Source organism: Streptomyces sp. NPDC045021 (genome assembly GCF_056432645.1).
The window spans coordinates 242,103-256,539 of the sequence record NZ_JBWKIQ010000005.1 but is presented as its reverse complement, the minus strand read 5'-3'; the positions used below and the strand labels follow the sequence as shown (position 1 = coordinate 256,539).

The 14,437-nt window shown below is 72.7% G+C and carries 14 protein-coding genes and 1 riboswitch; of the genes, 11 read left to right on the top strand and 3 right to left on the bottom strand.

From position 1 onward, the window contains the following. Positions 1-9 precede the first annotated feature (9 nt). The gene (locus tag AC07DC_RS17905) at positions 10-1,203 is read right to left on the bottom strand and encodes an MFS transporter (RefSeq protein WP_478915372.1); all 1,194 of its coding nucleotides are present in this window, start codon (positions 1,201-1,203) and stop codon (positions 10-12) included. A gap of 85 nt (positions 1,204-1,288) precedes the next feature. Here AC07DC_RS17905 and AC07DC_RS17900 point away from each other — a divergent pair, with 85 nt between their 5' ends. The 11 genes from AC07DC_RS17900 to AC07DC_RS17850 all read left to right on the top strand — a co-directional run bounded on the left by AC07DC_RS17900 (position 1,289) and on the right by AC07DC_RS17850 (position 11,448). Beyond that, on the top strand, positions 1,289-2,512 hold the full coding sequence (locus tag AC07DC_RS17900) for an ROK family transcriptional regulator (protein WP_478915371.1): 1,224 nt from the start codon (positions 1,289-1,291) through the stop codon (positions 2,510-2,512). Positions 2,513-2,649: 137 nt separating this feature from the next. After that, positions 2,650-2,780, top strand: a riboswitch (FMN riboswitch). A 175-nt stretch (positions 2,781-2,955) separates the two neighbouring features. Then, positions 2,956-4,023 (top strand): bifunctional diaminohydroxyphosphoribosylaminopyrimidine deaminase/5-amino-6-(5-phosphoribosylamino)uracil reductase RibD, encoded by a 1,068-nt coding sequence (gene ribD / locus AC07DC_RS17895; RefSeq protein WP_478915602.1) that lies wholly within the window; start codon positions 2,956-2,958, stop codon positions 4,021-4,023. Beyond that, positions 4,024-4,668 (top strand): riboflavin synthase, encoded by a 645-nt coding sequence (locus AC07DC_RS17890; protein ID WP_478915370.1) that lies wholly within the window; start codon positions 4,024-4,026, stop codon positions 4,666-4,668. It abuts the gene before it with no gap. Beyond that, entirely contained in the window at positions 4,665-5,321 is a 657-nt protein-coding gene (locus tag AC07DC_RS17885; protein ID WP_478915369.1) for a nicotinamide mononucleotide transporter family protein, read from the top strand. Before AC07DC_RS17890 ends, AC07DC_RS17885 begins: the two co-directional genes overlap by 4 nt. Next, on the top strand, positions 5,318-6,622 hold the full coding sequence (locus AC07DC_RS17880) for a bifunctional 3,4-dihydroxy-2-butanone-4-phosphate synthase/GTP cyclohydrolase II (protein WP_478915368.1): 1,305 nt from the start codon (positions 5,318-5,320) through the stop codon (positions 6,620-6,622). The genes AC07DC_RS17885 and AC07DC_RS17880 overlap by 4 nt, the downstream gene beginning before the upstream one ends. Before the next feature lie 62 nt (positions 6,623-6,684). Continuing rightward, positions 6,685-7,170, top strand: coding sequence for a 6,7-dimethyl-8-ribityllumazine synthase (gene ribH / locus AC07DC_RS17875; RefSeq protein WP_478915367.1), 486 nt, complete (start codon positions 6,685-6,687; stop codon positions 7,168-7,170). Positions 7,171-7,204: 34 nt separating this feature from the next. After that, positions 7,205-7,477 carry a phosphoribosyl-ATP diphosphatase gene (locus AC07DC_RS17870; protein WP_138353026.1) on the top strand — a complete coding sequence of 91 codons (273 nt, stop codon included), beginning with the start codon at positions 7,205-7,207 and terminating at the stop codon, positions 7,475-7,477. A 61-nt stretch (positions 7,478-7,538) separates the two neighbouring features. Further along, a complete protein-coding gene (hisG, locus tag AC07DC_RS17865) occupies positions 7,539-8,387 on the top strand; it encodes an ATP phosphoribosyltransferase (RefSeq protein ID WP_478915366.1) in 849 nt (282 codons plus the stop codon). Further along, positions 8,387-8,878 carry a PH domain-containing protein gene (locus tag AC07DC_RS17860; RefSeq protein ID WP_478915365.1) on the top strand — a complete coding sequence of 164 codons (492 nt, stop codon included), beginning with the start codon at positions 8,387-8,389 and terminating at the stop codon, positions 8,876-8,878. Before hisG ends, AC07DC_RS17860 begins: the two co-directional genes overlap by 1 nt. 177 nt (positions 8,879-9,055) lie before the next feature. Further along, positions 9,056-10,399 (top strand): hemolysin family protein, encoded by a 1,344-nt coding sequence (locus AC07DC_RS17855; RefSeq protein ID WP_478915364.1) that lies wholly within the window; start codon positions 9,056-9,058, stop codon positions 10,397-10,399. Next, positions 10,396-11,448, top strand: coding sequence for a hemolysin family protein (locus tag AC07DC_RS17850; protein ID WP_478915363.1), 1,053 nt, complete (start codon positions 10,396-10,398; stop codon positions 11,446-11,448). The genes AC07DC_RS17855 and AC07DC_RS17850 overlap by 4 nt, the downstream gene beginning before the upstream one ends. Positions 11,449-11,481: 33 nt before the next feature. On the opposite strand, the gene AC07DC_RS17845 is transcribed toward AC07DC_RS17850, so the two are convergent. Continuing rightward, a complete protein-coding gene (locus AC07DC_RS17845; RefSeq protein ID WP_478915362.1) occupies positions 11,482-13,377 on the bottom strand; it encodes an AAA family ATPase in 1,896 nt (631 codons plus the stop codon). A gap of 442 nt (positions 13,378-13,819) precedes the next feature. Beyond that, positions 13,820-14,437: a uridine kinase family protein gene (locus AC07DC_RS17840; RefSeq protein ID WP_478915361.1), complete on the bottom strand. Its 618-nt coding sequence runs from the start codon at positions 14,435-14,437 to the stop codon at positions 13,820-13,822.

Below are 14,437 nucleotides of genomic sequence, written 5' to 3'. Positions count from 1 at the left end.
GTCCACCGCTCATCCGCCGGACGGGTCGGTGACGGCCCGTCCGGCGGCCGGGCGCAGTACCCCGGCGCCCACCACGAGCCCCGCCGCGAGCAGTGTCACGAGCCCGAACGACACCGTCAGCGAGCTGGCGTTGGCGATGACCCCGATGGCGGCCGGGGCCACCAGCCCCGAGGTGTACGTCACGGTCGCCACACCGGCGATCGCCTGGCTGGGCACCGGCCCGGCGTGCCCGGCGGCGGCGAAACAGAGCGGAACGACCACCGCGATGCCCACGCCGAGCAGCGCGAAGCCGGTGATGGCCAGCGGCTGCGCGTCGGCCGCGACCACCAACAGCCCGCCCACGACGGCGAGTACGCCGCCGGCCCGTACGGTCCGCACCGGGCCGAGCCGCCGGACCACCGCGTCCCCGGCGAGCCGGGTCGCGGCCATGGTGCAGGCGAAGGCCGTGTAACTGGCCGCGGCGACGCCGGCCGAGGCGCCGGTGACATCGCGGAGGTAGACCGCGCACCAGTCCATGCTCGCGCCCTCCGCGAAGACCGCGCAGAAGCCGATCGCCCCGATGACCAGGGCGGAACGCGGCGGCAGGGCGAACCGCGGCGGTGCCTCCGTCTCCAACTCCGGGTGGATGTCGGGAGCGCCCGCGCAGGCGAGGTAGCCGAGCGGGACGAGCACCGCCGCCACGAGCGCCAGATGCAGTCGGGCGTCGACGCCCCCGTGCGCGGCGGCCACGCCGATCGCCGAGCCCGCCAGGGTGCCCGCGCTCCACATGCCGTGCAGCCCCGACATGATCGACTTTCCCTTGCGCTGCTCGACGTCGACACCCAGCGCGTTCATCGCCACGTCGGCCACGCCGGACGTGGCGCCGTAGACGAAGAGCAGGCCGCAGAGCCACACCAGGCCGGGCGCCGCGGCGGGCAGCGCCAGCGCCGCGCACCACAGGGCCAGCAGCCCGCGCAGCGCCGCCCGTGATCCGAACCGGTGCATGATGCGACCGGCCAGCGGCATCGCCAGCGACGCGCCGAGGGCCGGGAAGACCAGCGCCAGCCCGAGTTGTCCCGCGCTGAGATCCAGGTGGTCCTTGATCCAGGGGATCCGGGTGGCGAAGTTGCCGGTGACCGAGCCGTGCACGGCGAAAACCGTCGCGATGGCGATATGGGCCCGGCGGAGCCCCGGTTCGGCCTCCCGCGTCCCTGCACTTGTCATGGCGCGTAAACTATCAGGGAGCCTGCCTGATAGAAACGGCTTTTCGGATGCCCGTTCGGCAGCCCGTGTCTGGAAGGATCCCGGCATGACCGCCACCCGCGCGCACACCGGCCTCGCGCCCACCGGCCCAACCGCCTCGCCGCGCACGGCCCGTGTCATCAACGACCGCCTCGCGCTGGGGCTGCTGCAGAGCGAAGGGCCGCTGACCGCCGCCCAGCTGAAGAACCTCACCGGGCTCTCCCGGCCCAGCGTCGCGGACCTCGTCGAGCGGCTCCAGGACGCCGGGTTGATCGAGGTCGTCGGCACCTCGGGGGAGGACCGCCGCGGCCCCAACGCCCGGCTCTACGCGATCGTCGCCGACCGCGCGTACATCGCCGGAGTGGACATCCGCACCTACAGCATCGGCATCACCGTGGCCGATCTGCTCGGCCGCACCGTCGGCGTCGCGGCCATGCCCGTCGGCCCGTCCGACGACCCGGAGCAGGTGACACGGCGCGGAACCGCCCTGCTGGAGCGCACCGCACGCGAGGCGGGCGTCGGAGCGCTGCACACCGTCGCCTTCGGGGCGCCGGGCCTCGTCGACCCCGACACCGGCCAGCTCCGCGCCACCGGCGATCTGCCCGCCTGGCACGGCGACATCGTCACCGAGGTGCGCGGCCGGCTCGGCATCCCGGTCCTGCTGGAGAACGAGTGCAACCTGGCCGCGATCGCGGAGCAGCGCGTCGGCGCCGCACGCGGCCAGCAGACCTTCGTCCTGCTGTGGCTCGGCGCGGGCGTCGGCGCGGCCGTCGTGCTCGACGGTCAGCTACGGCGCGGCGCCTCGGGCGGTACCGGCGAGATCGGCTTCCTGCCGGTGCCCGGCACCTCGCGGCTGCCGTCCGTCGCCGACTGCGAGGGCGGGTTCCACTCGCTGGCCGGGTCCGCCGCGGTCTGCGCGCTCGCGCGCCGGCACGGCTTCCCCGACCCCGGCGACGGTGTCGACACGGCCGAGGCCGCCGTCCGTTGGGCCCGCGGACCCGGGCCGGGGGAGCGCAGCGAAGCGTTCCTGGACGAGCTCGCCGACCGGATCTCCATCGGCGCCGCCGCGGTCTGCGCGGTCCTCGACCCCGGCTGCGTGGTGCTGGCCGGGGAGATCGGCCGGGCCGGCGGCGAGGCGCTGGCCGGAAGGGTCGCGGAGCGGCTCCCGCTGATGTCGCCGCTGAGCACCGACGTACGGGCCGGCACCGTCACCGGCAGCGCGGTGCTGCGCGGCGCGGTGCTCTCCGCCATGGACGCCGCCCAGGAAGTCCTGTTCGCCCCCGCGCCGTGAACGCCCGTCCGGTGGCGGCCGCCCCTGTGGAACCCCTGCCGGGCCGTGCGGCGGCCCCTCTCGTGAGCCAGAGCACAGTCGCCTCTCTACCGGTGCTGTGATCGGACGTGGCAGACTGAGGGATGTATCAGTGACGTTTGCGCACTCCGGGGTCGGTGTAATTCCGAACCGGCGGTTACAGTCCGCGACCCGACCGCAGCCAGCGGCCGGTTGACCAGGTGAAATTCCTGGACCGACGGTGAAAGTCCGGATGGGAGGCAGTGCGCGGCGGGCAATCACCGGTGCGCCGCTGCTGTCGGCTCGTCCTCGGGCGAACCGTGTTTCCGGCCTCGGCGTCTCCTGGTGCAACTGTCCGCTTCCTGTCTTCGTGACAGCCCCGGAGTCCGTGCCCGAAGAGGCAGGAGGACCCGGTGGCCACAGCTGTTCCGGCCCACATCGCGGCAATGCGCCGAGCCATCGAGCTCGCCGCCCGCGGGCTCGGCTCCACCAGCCCCAACCCCGTCGTCGGCTGCGTCGTCCTGGACGCCGCGGGCCGCACCGTCGGCGAGGGCTGGCACCAGCGGGCCGGCGGCCCGCACGCCGAGGTCCACGCGCTGCGCGCGGCCGGAGAGGCCGCCAGGGGCGGCACCGCGCTGGTCACCCTCGAACCCTGCAACCACACCGGCCGGACCGGCCCCTGCTCCCAGGCCCTCATCGAGGCCGGCATCGCCCGCGTCGTCTACGCGGTCGCCGACCCGAACCCCGACGCCACCGGCGGCGCCGCCACCCTGCGCGCCGCCGGGATCGACGTCGAGGGCGGGCTGCTCGCCGCCGAGGCCGCCCGCGGCAACGAGGTCTGGCTGACCACCCTCGCCCGCCGCCGCCCCTTCGTGGTGTGGAAGTACGCCAGCACCCTCGACGGCCGGATCGCCGCCGCCGACGGCACCAGCCGCTGGATCACCTCCGCCGAGTCCCGCGCCGACGTCCACCGGCTGCGCGCCGAGGCGGACGCCGTCGTCGCCGGCTCCGGCACCCTGCGCGCCGACGACCCGCACCTCGCGGTGCGCGGCCTGGACGGCGCCACCCAGCCGCTGCGGGTCGTCGTCGACACCGCCGCCACCGTCAAGCCCGGCGCCAGGGTCCTGGACGGCGCCGCACCCACCCTGATCGCGGTCGCCCAGGACACCGGGACCGCGCACCTGGACGGCCTCGCCGAGACCGTCCGGCTGCCCCGCGCGGCCGCCGGTCCCGGGCTGGACATCCCCGACCTGCTCACCGCCCTGTACGAGCGCGGGGTCCGCTCCGTGCTCCTGGAGGGCGGCCCGACCCTGGCCGGCGCCTTCGTGGCCGCGGGCGCGGTCGACAAGGTCGTCGGCTATCTCGCCCCCGTCCTGCTCGGCGCCGGACCGGCCGCACTGGCCGACGCCGGAATCACCACCATCACGCAGGCGTTGCGGCTCGATGTGACCGAGACGGTCCGCATCGGTCCCGACCTCCGCATCACCGCATATCCGCACGTCGAGGAGAACTGAGTGTTCACCGGAATCGTCGAAGAACTGGGCGAGATCACCGCAGTCGAGGAGCTGGCCGAAGCTCCCCCAGCTACCGCTGGGGGGACCCCCACTCACTCCGCTCGCTTCCGCGTGCGCGGCCCCGTCGTCACCGAAGGCGCCAAGCACGGCGACTCGATCGCCGTCAACGGCGTCTGTCTCACCGTCGTGGACTTCGGGGACGGCGAGTTCACCGCCGACGTGATGGCCGAGACCCTCAAGCGCTCCAGCCTCGGCGCGCTGGCCGCCGGCTCCCGCGTCAACCTGGAGCGCCCGATGGCGCTCGGCGGACGCCTCGGCGGCCACCTCGTCCAGGGCCACGTGGACGGCACCGGAACCATCCTCGAACGCAGGCCGGCCGAGCACTGGGAGATCGTCAAGGTCTCGCTGCCCGCGGAACTGGCCCGTTACGTCGTCGAGAAGGGCTCGATCACGGTTGACGGCATCAGCCTCACCGTGGTCGACGCGGGCCCCGACTACTTCACCATCAGCCTCATCCCGACCACCCTCGCGCTCACCACGCTCGGCTTCAAGCAGCCCGGCGACCCGGTCAACCTCGAGGTGGACGTACTCGCCAAGTACGTCGAGCGGCTGCTCGGCGCGGACCGGACGGAGACCACCCCATGAGTGCGCTCGACTGGCTCAACAGCGAGGCGTTCACCGTGTTCGACCAGCACATCCTCTGGTCGGACATGGCGGGCAACCTGCTCGGACTGGGCGCCCTCGCGCTCGGCTGGCGCCGCTCGATGCTGACCTGGCCGGTACAGCTGCTCTCCGGCGTCGTGCTGGTCGCCGCGTACGCCTCCGCGCACCTCAGCGGCGGTATCGGCAAGCAGCTCGTGGTCGTCACCGTCGCGGTGTGGGGCTGGGCGCAGTGGCGGCGCGGCGGAGCCACCGAGGGCCGGCTGGCGATCCGGTTCGCGACCTGGACCGAGCGGGCCTGGCTGGTGGCCGGTACCGCCGCGGGCACCGTCGCCCTGGCGCTGCTGTTCACCGCCTACCCGAAGCTGTCCTGGGATCCGTGGCCCGACGCGTACATCTTCGTCGGCACGCTGACCGCGATGGTCGCCCAGGCCCGCGGCTGGGTGGAGTTCTGGTTCGCGTGGCTCGCCGTCGACGTGGTCGGCGTCCCCCTTGCCTTCAACAACGGGCTGGCCTTCTCGGGTCTGGTCTACGTCATCTACTTCGTCCTCGTCGTCTTCGGTATGCGCGCCTGGTGGCTGCAGACCCGGACCGACAGGGCGCCGAGCGGGACCGTCCCGGATGGAGCCACAGCATGACCGCGCTGCAGACCTGGTACGCCGACAACGACGGTGATCTCACGCTGGACCCGGTGGAACGGGCCATCGCCGACATCGCCGCAGGCCGTCCCGTCGTCGTGGTCGACGACGAGGACCGTGAGAACGAGGGCGATCTCATCATCGCCGCCGAGAAGGCCACCCCCGAGCTGGTCGCCTTCATGATGACCGAGTGCCGCGGGCTGATCTGCGTGCCGATGGAGGTCCCGGAGCTCGACCGGCTGGAACTGCCGCAGATGGTCGAGGCCAACACCGAGTCGATGAAGACGGCGTTCACCGTCTCGGTCGACGCGAGCGCCGCGCACGGCGTGAGCACCGGCATCTCCGCCGCCGACCGGGCCACCACCATCCGGATGCTCGCCGACCCCTCCTCCGTCGCCGGCGACTTCGTACGCCCCGGCCATGTCTTCCCGCTGCGCGCCCGTCCGGGCGGCGTCCTGGTCCGCAACGGCCACACCGAGGCGGGCGTCGACCTGGCGCGGCTGGCGGGGCTGCGGCCGGCCGCGGCCATCGTGGAGATCGCCCGCGAGGACGGCACCATGGCCCGGCTCCCCGAGCTGGTGCCGTTCGCCCGCAAGCACGGCCTGTCGATCATCTCCATAGAGGATCTGATCGCCTACCGCCGGGCGGCCGAGCCCACCGTGCGCCGCGAGGCCGCGACCCGGCTGCCGACCGCCTTCGGCGACTTCCGGGCGTACGGCTACCGCAGCACCACCGACGGCATCGAGCACATCGCGCTCATCGCCGGTGACCTGGACGCGACCGGCGCGCTGACCGACGGCGACGACGTCCTGGTGCGGGTGCACTCCGAATGCCTCACCGGCGACGTCTTCGGCTCGCAGCGCTGCGACTGCGGACCGCAGCTCCAGGCATCGCTCGAAAGGGTGGCTTCCGAGGGCCGCGGTGTCGTGGTCTATCTGCGGGGCCACGAGGGCCGCGGCATCGGCCTGCTGTCGAAGCTGCGCGCCTACGAACTCCAGGAGCGCGGCCGCGACACCCTGGACGCCAACCTGGAGCTCGGCCTGCCCGCCGACGCCCGCGACTACGGCGCCGCCGCGCAGATGCTCACCGACCTCGGTGTGCGCTCCGTGCGGCTGCTGACGAACAACCCGGAGAAGGTCGACGCGCTCACCCGCCACGGCCTGAAGGTCCTCGCCCGCGAGCCGATGGCGATCGAGGCCGGGGAGCACAATCTGCGGTACCTGCGCACCAAGCGGGACCGGATGGGCCACGACCTGCCGTGGCTCGACCCGGTCGTGACCAGCCCCTGCGGCAACCAGTAGGACCCGCACCACCCCAGCACCCCGTACGACATGCACGACGAACACCGGAACTGAGGAGAGACGTGAGCGGTAAGGGCGCCCCCGAGCTGACCGTGAAGAACTGCGGTGACCTGCGCGTGGCAGTGATCGCCGCCCAGTGGCACGTCCAGGTCATGGACGGCCTGGTCGAGGGCGCGCTGCGCGCCCTGACCGAACTGGGCATCGACGAGCCGACCGTCCTGCGGGTGCCCGGCAGCTTCGAGCTGCCGGTCGTCGCCAAGGTGCTGGCCGGCCGCGGCTACGACGCGATCGTCGCCCTCGGCGTGATCATCCGCGGCGGCACCCCGCACTTCGAGTACGTCAGCCACGGTGTCACCGCCGGCCTCACCCAGGTCAGCGTGGACACCGGGGTGCCCGTCGGCTTCGGCGTGCTGACCTGTGACACCGAGGAGCAGGCGCTGGACCGGGCCGGTCTGCCCGGGTCGAACGAGGACAAGGGCCACGAAGCGGTCACCGCCGCGGTGGCCACCGCGACCATCCTGCGTTCAGTATCCGAACCCTGGCGCTGAGCGTCCGGCACTTCCGCGTAGGGTGTGAGCCACCATGGCCAAGAAGACATTTGAGGAGCTCTTCACCGAGCTCCAGCACAAGGCCGCCACCGGCGACCCCAGTACCTCGCGCACCGCCGAGCTGGTGGGCAGCGGTGTGCATGCGATCGGCAAGAAGGTGGTCGAAGAGGCCGCCGAGGTGTGGATGGCCGCCGAGTACGAAGGCGCCGACCGCACCGCCGAGGAGATCTCCCAGCTCCTCTACCACCTGCAGGTGATGATGGTCGCCCGGGGAATCTCCCTGGACGACGTCTACGCTCATCTCTGAGCCGGCACCCGCATCCCCGCTCGCGTCCCGAACACCCCGAAACGCAAAGGAAGCTGTCCTCATGCTGCGCATCGCCGTTCCCAACAAGGGTTCACTCTCCGGGCCTGCGTCGGCGATGCTCCATGAGGCCGGCTACCGGCAGCGCAAGGAGTCCAAGGAGCTCGTTCTCGTCGACACCGACAACGAGGTGGAGTTCTTCTACTTGCGGCCGCGCGACATCGCGATCTACGTCAGCTCCGGCCGGCTCGACATCGGCATCACCGGCCGCGACCTGCTGCTGGACTCGGGCGCGGACGCCGAGGAGATCCTGCAGCTCGGCTTCGCCCGCTCCACGTTCCGCTACGCCGCGGAGCCCGGTACGGCGGAGTCGGTGAAGGACCTCGGCGGCATGACGGTCGCCACCTCCTACGAGGGCGTCGTCGAGAAGCACCTCGCGGACAACGGCATCGACGCCTCCGTCGTGCACCTGGACGGCGCCGTCGAGACCGCGATCCAGCTGGGCGTCGCCCAGGTCATCGCGGACGTCGTCGAGACCGGCACCTCGCTGCGCAACGCGGGCCTGGCGGTCTTCGGCGAGCCGATCATGGAGTCCGAGGCCGTCGTCATCCGGCGTACCGGTGTGGACGGCGAGGACCCCAAGGTCGCGCAGTTCCTGCGCCGGCTGCAGGGCGTCCTCGTCGCCCGCCGCTACGTGATGATGGACTACGACATCCGCGTGGAGCAGGTCGAGCGGGCCGTGGCCCTCACCCCGGGCCTGGAGTCGCCGACCGTCTCGCCGCTGCACCACGAGGGGTGGGTCGCCGTCCGCGCCATGGTCCCCAGCCGCGACGCCCAGCGGATCATGGACGAGCTGTACGAGCTCGGCGCCCGGGCGATCCTCACCACCGGCATCCACGCCGCCCGCCTGTGATGTCCGGCAAATCCGGCCCGTCCGACGCCGCGGTCCTGCCCGAGCTGCCCGTCACCTTCCGTCCGGTCCGCACCCGCGTGGTGCTGCTGACGGTCGGGGCGGGGCTGCTCGTCGTGCTCACCGTCGTCGCCCTGATGATGCCCAGCGGCGGAGCGCAGCCCTGGGGCCCGGGGGACCGGGCCACCATGATCGTCACCGGGCTGCTGATCTTCGCGCTGCTGGCGGTGCTCAGCCGGCCCAAGGTGGTCGCCGACGACAACGGGATCACCGTGGTGAACCTGGTCGCCAGCCGCCGGCTGGAATGGGCCGAGGTGGTCAGGGTCAATCTGCGGACCGGCGACCCGTGGGTCTATCTCGACCTGACCGACGGCACCAGCCTGGCCGCCATGGGCATCCAGCCCGGTGGCGGCCGGGACCAGGCGGTCCGCGCCGCCCGCCAGTTGCGGGCGCTGGCCGAAGCGCGCGGCACAGGGCGGCCGAGCGCCGGATAGGGCTGCCGACCGAGCCCCGCTCTTGATTACTCTGGAGTCGGGCAGTGCTTTCCGAGACTGCCCGCGGGGCCCCACCGACCCAAGGAGTGACACCCAAACGACGATGTCCAAATCGTCTGGTAGTACCTGCGCCGCCCCTCCCTCCAGCGGAGTTCTCGTGATTCCCGGAGCGGCGGCATGAGCACCTCGTGGTTGCTGCTGTGTGCGGCATTCGTCCTGATCCTCGCCAACGGCTTCTTCGTCGCCGCCGAATTCGGTCTCGTGACCGTCGACCGGCCGGCCGCGGAACGTGCCGCCGCCGAGGGCGACCGCCGGGCCCGGAGCGTGGTGGCCGCGCTGCGGAAGCTGTCGTTCCAGCTCTCCGGCACCCAGCTGGGCATCACCATCACCTCGCTGGTGGTCGGCATGCTCGCCGAACCGGCCCTGGCCCAGCTGCTCACCGGCCCGCTCACCTCGGTCGGGCTGCCCGAGCGCGCGGCCCCCGGGGTCGGCGTCGTCATCGGCATGATGCTCGCCTCGGCCGTACAGATGGTCGTCGGCGAGCTCGTCCCCAAGAACTGGGCGGTCTCCCACCCGCTGCGGGTGGCCCGGTTCGTGGCCGGCCCGCAGCGGGTCTTCTCCACGGTCTTCCGGCCGGTCATCGAAGTGCTCAACCGCATCGCCAACCGGCTGGTGCGGATGCTCGGTGTCGAGCCGGCCGACGAGCTGGCCTCGGCCCGCACCCCCAGCGAACTGGTCTCGCTCGCCCGGCACTCGGCGCAGGCCGGCACCCTGGAGCAGGACACCGCCGACCTGTTCGTCCGTACCCTCTCGCTCGGCGACCTGACGGCCGCCAACGTGATGACGCCACGGGTCCGGGTCAGCGCGCTGGAGGACACCGCCACCGCCGCCGACGTCCTCAACCTCACCCGGGCCACCGGCCTGTCGCGCTTCCCGGTCTACCGGGAGCGTCTCGACGACATCATCGGCATGGTCCACCTCAAGGACGCCCTCGCCGTCGCCGCCCCGCTGCGCGACCGCACCCCGGTGGGCCGGATCGCGGTCTCGCCCCTGCTGGTCCCCGAGACGCTGGCGGGGCGGCAGCTGCTGCAACTGCTGCGCAGCCAGCAGCCGATCGCCGTCGTCGTCGACGAGTACGGCGGCACGGCCGGCGTCGTGACCCTGGAGGACATCATCGAGGAACTCGTCGGCGAGGTGCGCGACGAGCACGACGCCGCGGACCTGCCGGAACTGGCGCAGGCCCCGGCCGAGGACGGCCTGCCGGCCTGGGACGCCGACGGCGGCTGCCGGGTGGACATCCTCGCCCGGATCGGGCTGCAGGCACCGGAGGGACCGTACGAGACGGTCGCCGGGCTCGTCGCCGACCTGCTGGCGCGGATCCCCGAGCCCGGTGACATCGCGGAGCTGCCCGGCTGGCAGCTGCGCGTGCGGGAGGTCTCCCACCACCGCGCGGAGCGGGTGCGCATCGTGCGCACCGGTACCGCCGACGGTGCCCACGACGAGCGGGGGGCCGCCCGATGAGCATCCTCCAACTGCTCTTCGCCGCCCTGCTGGTGCTCGCCAACGGCTTCTTCGTCGGCGCGGAGTTCGCCCTGGTCTCGGTACGCCGCAGCCAGATCGAACCGCTCGCCGCGGAACACCGGCGGGCCCGTACCGTCCTGTACGGGCTGGAGAACCTGCCGCGCATGATGGCGGCGGCCCAGTTCGGCATCACCGTCTGCTCGCTCACCCTGGGCGCCGTCGCCGAACCGACCATCGCCCACCTGCTGGAACCGCTCTTCGAGGCGGTCCGGATGCCCGAAGGGCTCGTGCACCCCGTCGGGTACGTGCTGGCGCTCGCGGTGGTGGTCTCGCTGCACCTGGTGATCGGCGAGATGGTGCCGAAGAACCTGGCGATGGCCGCCCCGGAGAAGACCGCGCTGTGGCTCAGCCCCGGACTCGTCGCCTTCGCCCGGGTGTTCCGGCCGGTGATCACGGTGCTGGGCAGTTGCGCGCGGCTGATCCTGAGGCTGTTCCGGGTCGAGCCCAAGGACGAGGTCGACTCCGTCTTCACCAGCGAGGAGCTGACGGTGCTCGTCGAGGACGCCCGGCGGGCCGGGCTGCTCGACCACGACGAGCAGGAACGCCTGGAGGACGCCCTGGAACTGGGCACCCGCCCGGTCACCGAAGTACTGCTGCGCCCCGCCGAGCTGATCACGGTGGATCCGTCGGTGACCCCGCGCCAGGTCGAGGAACTGACCGTGCACACCGGGTACTCACGGTTCCCGGTCGTCGGCCCCGACAGCGCCTTTCTGGGTTATCTGCACGTCAAGGACGTCCTGGACGTCGAGGACGGCAGTCACCCGGTACCGCAGCGGCTCTGGCGCCCCATGGCGACGCTCCGCGCCGACCTGCCGCTGGACGACGCGCTCACGCAGATGCGGCGCGCGGCCTCGCACCTGGCGGCGGTCGCCGACGCCGACGGGCACCCGATCGGGCTGGTCGCGCTGGAGGACGTCCTGGAGATGCTGGTCGGGGAGGTCCGCGACCCGGCCCACCGCGAGCTGCCGACGATCGCCGGACGGGCCTGACCGGCAGCCCTCGACCGCCGTGGCGGGCCGGTGCTACTCGGCCGGTTCGCCCGGCGGCACCCCCGGGCCGCGCCCTGACAGCACCTCGCCGTACGCCTGCATCAGGTCCGGGAGCCGCAGCGTCGACAGATCGTCGCGGCTGGGCGAGCCAGGGTAGTCCGTCAGCCGCAGGTCGCGGTAGGCGCAGCTCTTCTCGTACAGGGTGCGCAGCAGCCGGCCGTTGCCCAGCTCGTCTATCCAGCCCTGGTCGACGACATGGGCGCTGATCGCCCGCAGCTCCTCCAGCGCCTCCTCGTCCCAGTGGTCGCCGTTGTCCGCGGCGAGGACCTCGCCGATCCGGGTCAGCTCCAGCGGCCGGTAGCTGGGGAAGTCGACCCGGGTGGTGAAGCGGGAGCTGAGCCCGGGGTTCACCGCCAGCAGCCGGTCCATGCCCTCCGGATAGCCGGCGAGGATCACCACGAGGCGGTCGCGGTTGTCCTCGGCGCGCTTGAGGAGCACCTGGAGCGCCTCGTCGCCGTAGGCGTCGCCCTTGGAGTAGCCGGAGTTGGACAGGGCGTACGCCTCGTCCACGAAGAGCACCCCGCCGAGCGCGGAATCGATCAGCTCGTTGGCCTTGACCGCGGTCTGCCCGAGGAACTCGCCCACCAGGTCGGACCGCTGGGCCTCGACGAGATGATCGCCGCCGAGCAGCCCCAGCGCGTAGAAGACCCGGCCGAGTATCCGGGCCACGGTGGTCTTGCCGGTGCCGGAGGGGCCGGAGAAGACGAAGTGGCGCTTGGGGGGCTGCACGGGCAGCCCCTGGCCGGCCCGCAACCGGGCCATCCGCAGCTGCGCCGACAACGCCCGCACCTGCCGTTTCACCGGCTCCAGGCCGACCATGCGGTCCAGTTCGGCGAGCGCCTGGCCGAGCAGCATCGGGTCCGGCGCCGTCATCGACAGCGGGGGCGGCAGGGCCATGGACGGCACACCGGCCTTCTCCCGTACGTCGTCGTCCGGCGGGCCGAGCGTCAGCGCGGGCTCGTCCAGCTCGGCGCCGGGGCCGCGGCCGTCCATCGGCTCGCCCGTCAGCAGCGCGGAGTCCGGGCTGTCCAGCACGTCGGGAGAGGCCTGGCCGAGGCCGGTCAGCGAGACGGCCGCCAGACCGGCGCCCGCACCCTCGTCGAGCCCGTCGGACTCGTTGATCGCCGCCAGCCGGGCGGCGGTGTCCATGAAGGCCGGGTCCACCCGGTGCACGGCTCGGTACAGCGGCAGCGCCGCGGCTGTGCGGCCGGTGCCCTCGTAGGCGCGGGCCAGCCAGTAGCGCAGCTCCTTGCGCTGCGGCTGCTCGCTGCGGCAGCGCATCAGCGCGGCGGCGAGCAGCGGTTCGGCCTGCCCGCACAGCTCCAGCCGGACACGGGCCATCCCGCCGAACAGGCCCGCCTCGATACCGAGCACCGGATCGCCCAGCAGGGGCTCGGTGTTGCGGACCAGCTGCTCCCAGTCCTTGACCAGATAGGCCCGGCAGGCGTGCAGGAAGCGGACCTGCCGGTCGGTGTCGACCGGCGGGCACTCGGCCAGCGCCCGGTCCAGCTCGGCGACATGCCTGCCGTCCAGCCAGTGCGAGGCGTGCGCGAGCAGCAGATCGCGGTCGGACTCCAGCACCGGCTGCACCCACCAGCCGAGCCAGTACCAGGAGTTGATCGACCGGCGGTGGGCCCTGCGCTCCTCGCCGAAACGGTCCCGGTGGCGGTACATCTGGAGCAGCGCCGTCGAGGTGTCCGCGCGCAGCGCGTGCAGGCCCAGCCAGGCGTCCGCCATGCCCGGATCGAGCCGGACGGCGGCCCGGAACTCCTCCTCGGCCTGCGCGTACGCCCCGACGGTGTAGGCGTCCACGGCGCGCAGCCAGGCGAGGCCGGCGGGGGCGCCCGAGCGCTCTGTCCCGAAGTCCATCAGGTCCCCACCAACCGTTCCCCCGCGGCTTGCTGCTGTTCCCGTCCCAACCCTGAGGACCGGGACGGGAGTTGGCGCAGGGGTGTTCTGCCCCCACCTGCGACCGCACCCCGTTCGCATCGTACCTGCGATGACCGGCGTGCCGTAGAGCGGCGCAGGGCTCCGCTCGGCTCCGTGCCGTTCGACGCACGGACTCCGGGTGGTGACAGTGGGTGAGGAAAACGGGGCCCGAGGGGGCCGGCGAACCGGGTCGGGACGCAGCGAAGCCCCCGGTCACGGGGGAACAACCGGGGGCTTCGGATCATGGGAGCGGCCCGCACTGGCCGCGTATTGAGAACGTAATTCCTGTACACCCCCCCGGTCAAGCCGCTCAGAAGGGCTCCGTCGGGGCCCTTCCGCAGTGGCAGCGCACCGACGGTAATCGCTCACTGTCCGTGAGCGATCATGGCGTTCGGGAGTGCCTCCCGGGCCCCGGAAGCATCTCGTATCCCTCTGGTCGCAGCAGTACCAGATGATCGGCGAACGGCTGTGAGGGATCGGACACGAAGTGCGCGTCCTGCGCCCGCATCCAGGAGGCCCAGAACGCGTCCAGCTCCGGGCCGTCCCGCAGCCGCCCGCGGTTCCTGGCCGTGTCCCGGGAGACCTCGAGCCACAGCAGATGCGCCAGCAGCGGGCGGAGGGCGGCCCGTCCGCTCCCGACGCCCTCCAGGACGACGACGGGCGCCGGGGGCACCTCGCGTACGCCGGCGAAGCGCCGCAGCGTCCAGTCGTAGACCCCGTGCCGGGCCGTCCGGCCGGCCGCCAGCGGCTCCAGCACCTGCTCCCGCAGCCGGCCGGTCCACGCGAACAGCTCGTCATGGGTGGCGAGATCGTCCAGGTGGACGACGGGCGCCCCGCCGAGCGCTTCGGCGAGCCGGGCGGCGTACGTCGTCTTGCCGGAGCCGGCATGCCCGTCCACCGCGACGATCCGGACCGGACCGCACGACGGCGGCAGCTGTCGCAGATGCGCGGCGAACTCCACGAGAGGGTCGCCCGGGGCGGAAACGGCGTGATCGTTCAT

Excerpts from the sequence above, each read along its gene's own strand:
- hisG (WP_478915366.1), top strand. The coding sequence starts at position 7,539 with ATGCTGCGCATCGCCGTTCCCAACAAGGGTTCACTCTCCGGGCCTGCG.
- AC07DC_RS17905 (WP_478915372.1), bottom strand. The coding sequence starts at position 1,203 with ATGACAAGTGCAGGGACGCGGGAGGCCGAACCGGGGCTCCGCCGGGCC.
- AC07DC_RS17845 (WP_478915362.1), bottom strand. The coding sequence starts at position 13,377 with ATGGACTTCGGGACAGAGCGCTCGGGCGCCCCCGCCGGCCTCGCCTGG.
- AC07DC_RS17885 (WP_478915369.1), top strand. The coding sequence starts at position 4,665 with ATGAGTGCGCTCGACTGGCTCAACAGCGAGGCGTTCACCGTGTTCGAC.
- AC07DC_RS17840 (WP_478915361.1), bottom strand. The coding sequence starts at position 14,437 with ATGAACGATCACGCCGTTTCCGCCCCGGGCGACCCTCTCGTGGAGTTC.
- AC07DC_RS17850 (WP_478915363.1), top strand. The coding sequence starts at position 10,396 with ATGAGCATCCTCCAACTGCTCTTCGCCGCCCTGCTGGTGCTCGCCAAC.
- AC07DC_RS17855 (WP_478915364.1), top strand. The coding sequence starts at position 9,056 with ATGAGCACCTCGTGGTTGCTGCTGTGTGCGGCATTCGTCCTGATCCTC.
- AC07DC_RS17880 (WP_478915368.1), top strand. The coding sequence starts at position 5,318 with ATGACCGCGCTGCAGACCTGGTACGCCGACAACGACGGTGATCTCACG.
- AC07DC_RS17870 (WP_138353026.1), top strand. The coding sequence starts at position 7,205 with ATGGCCAAGAAGACATTTGAGGAGCTCTTCACCGAGCTCCAGCACAAG.
- ribD (WP_478915602.1), top strand. The coding sequence starts at position 2,956 with ATGCGCCGAGCCATCGAGCTCGCCGCCCGCGGGCTCGGCTCCACCAGC.
- AC07DC_RS17900 (WP_478915371.1), top strand. The coding sequence starts at position 1,289 with ATGACCGCCACCCGCGCGCACACCGGCCTCGCGCCCACCGGCCCAACC.
- AC07DC_RS17860 (WP_478915365.1), top strand. The coding sequence starts at position 8,387 with ATGTCCGGCAAATCCGGCCCGTCCGACGCCGCGGTCCTGCCCGAGCTG.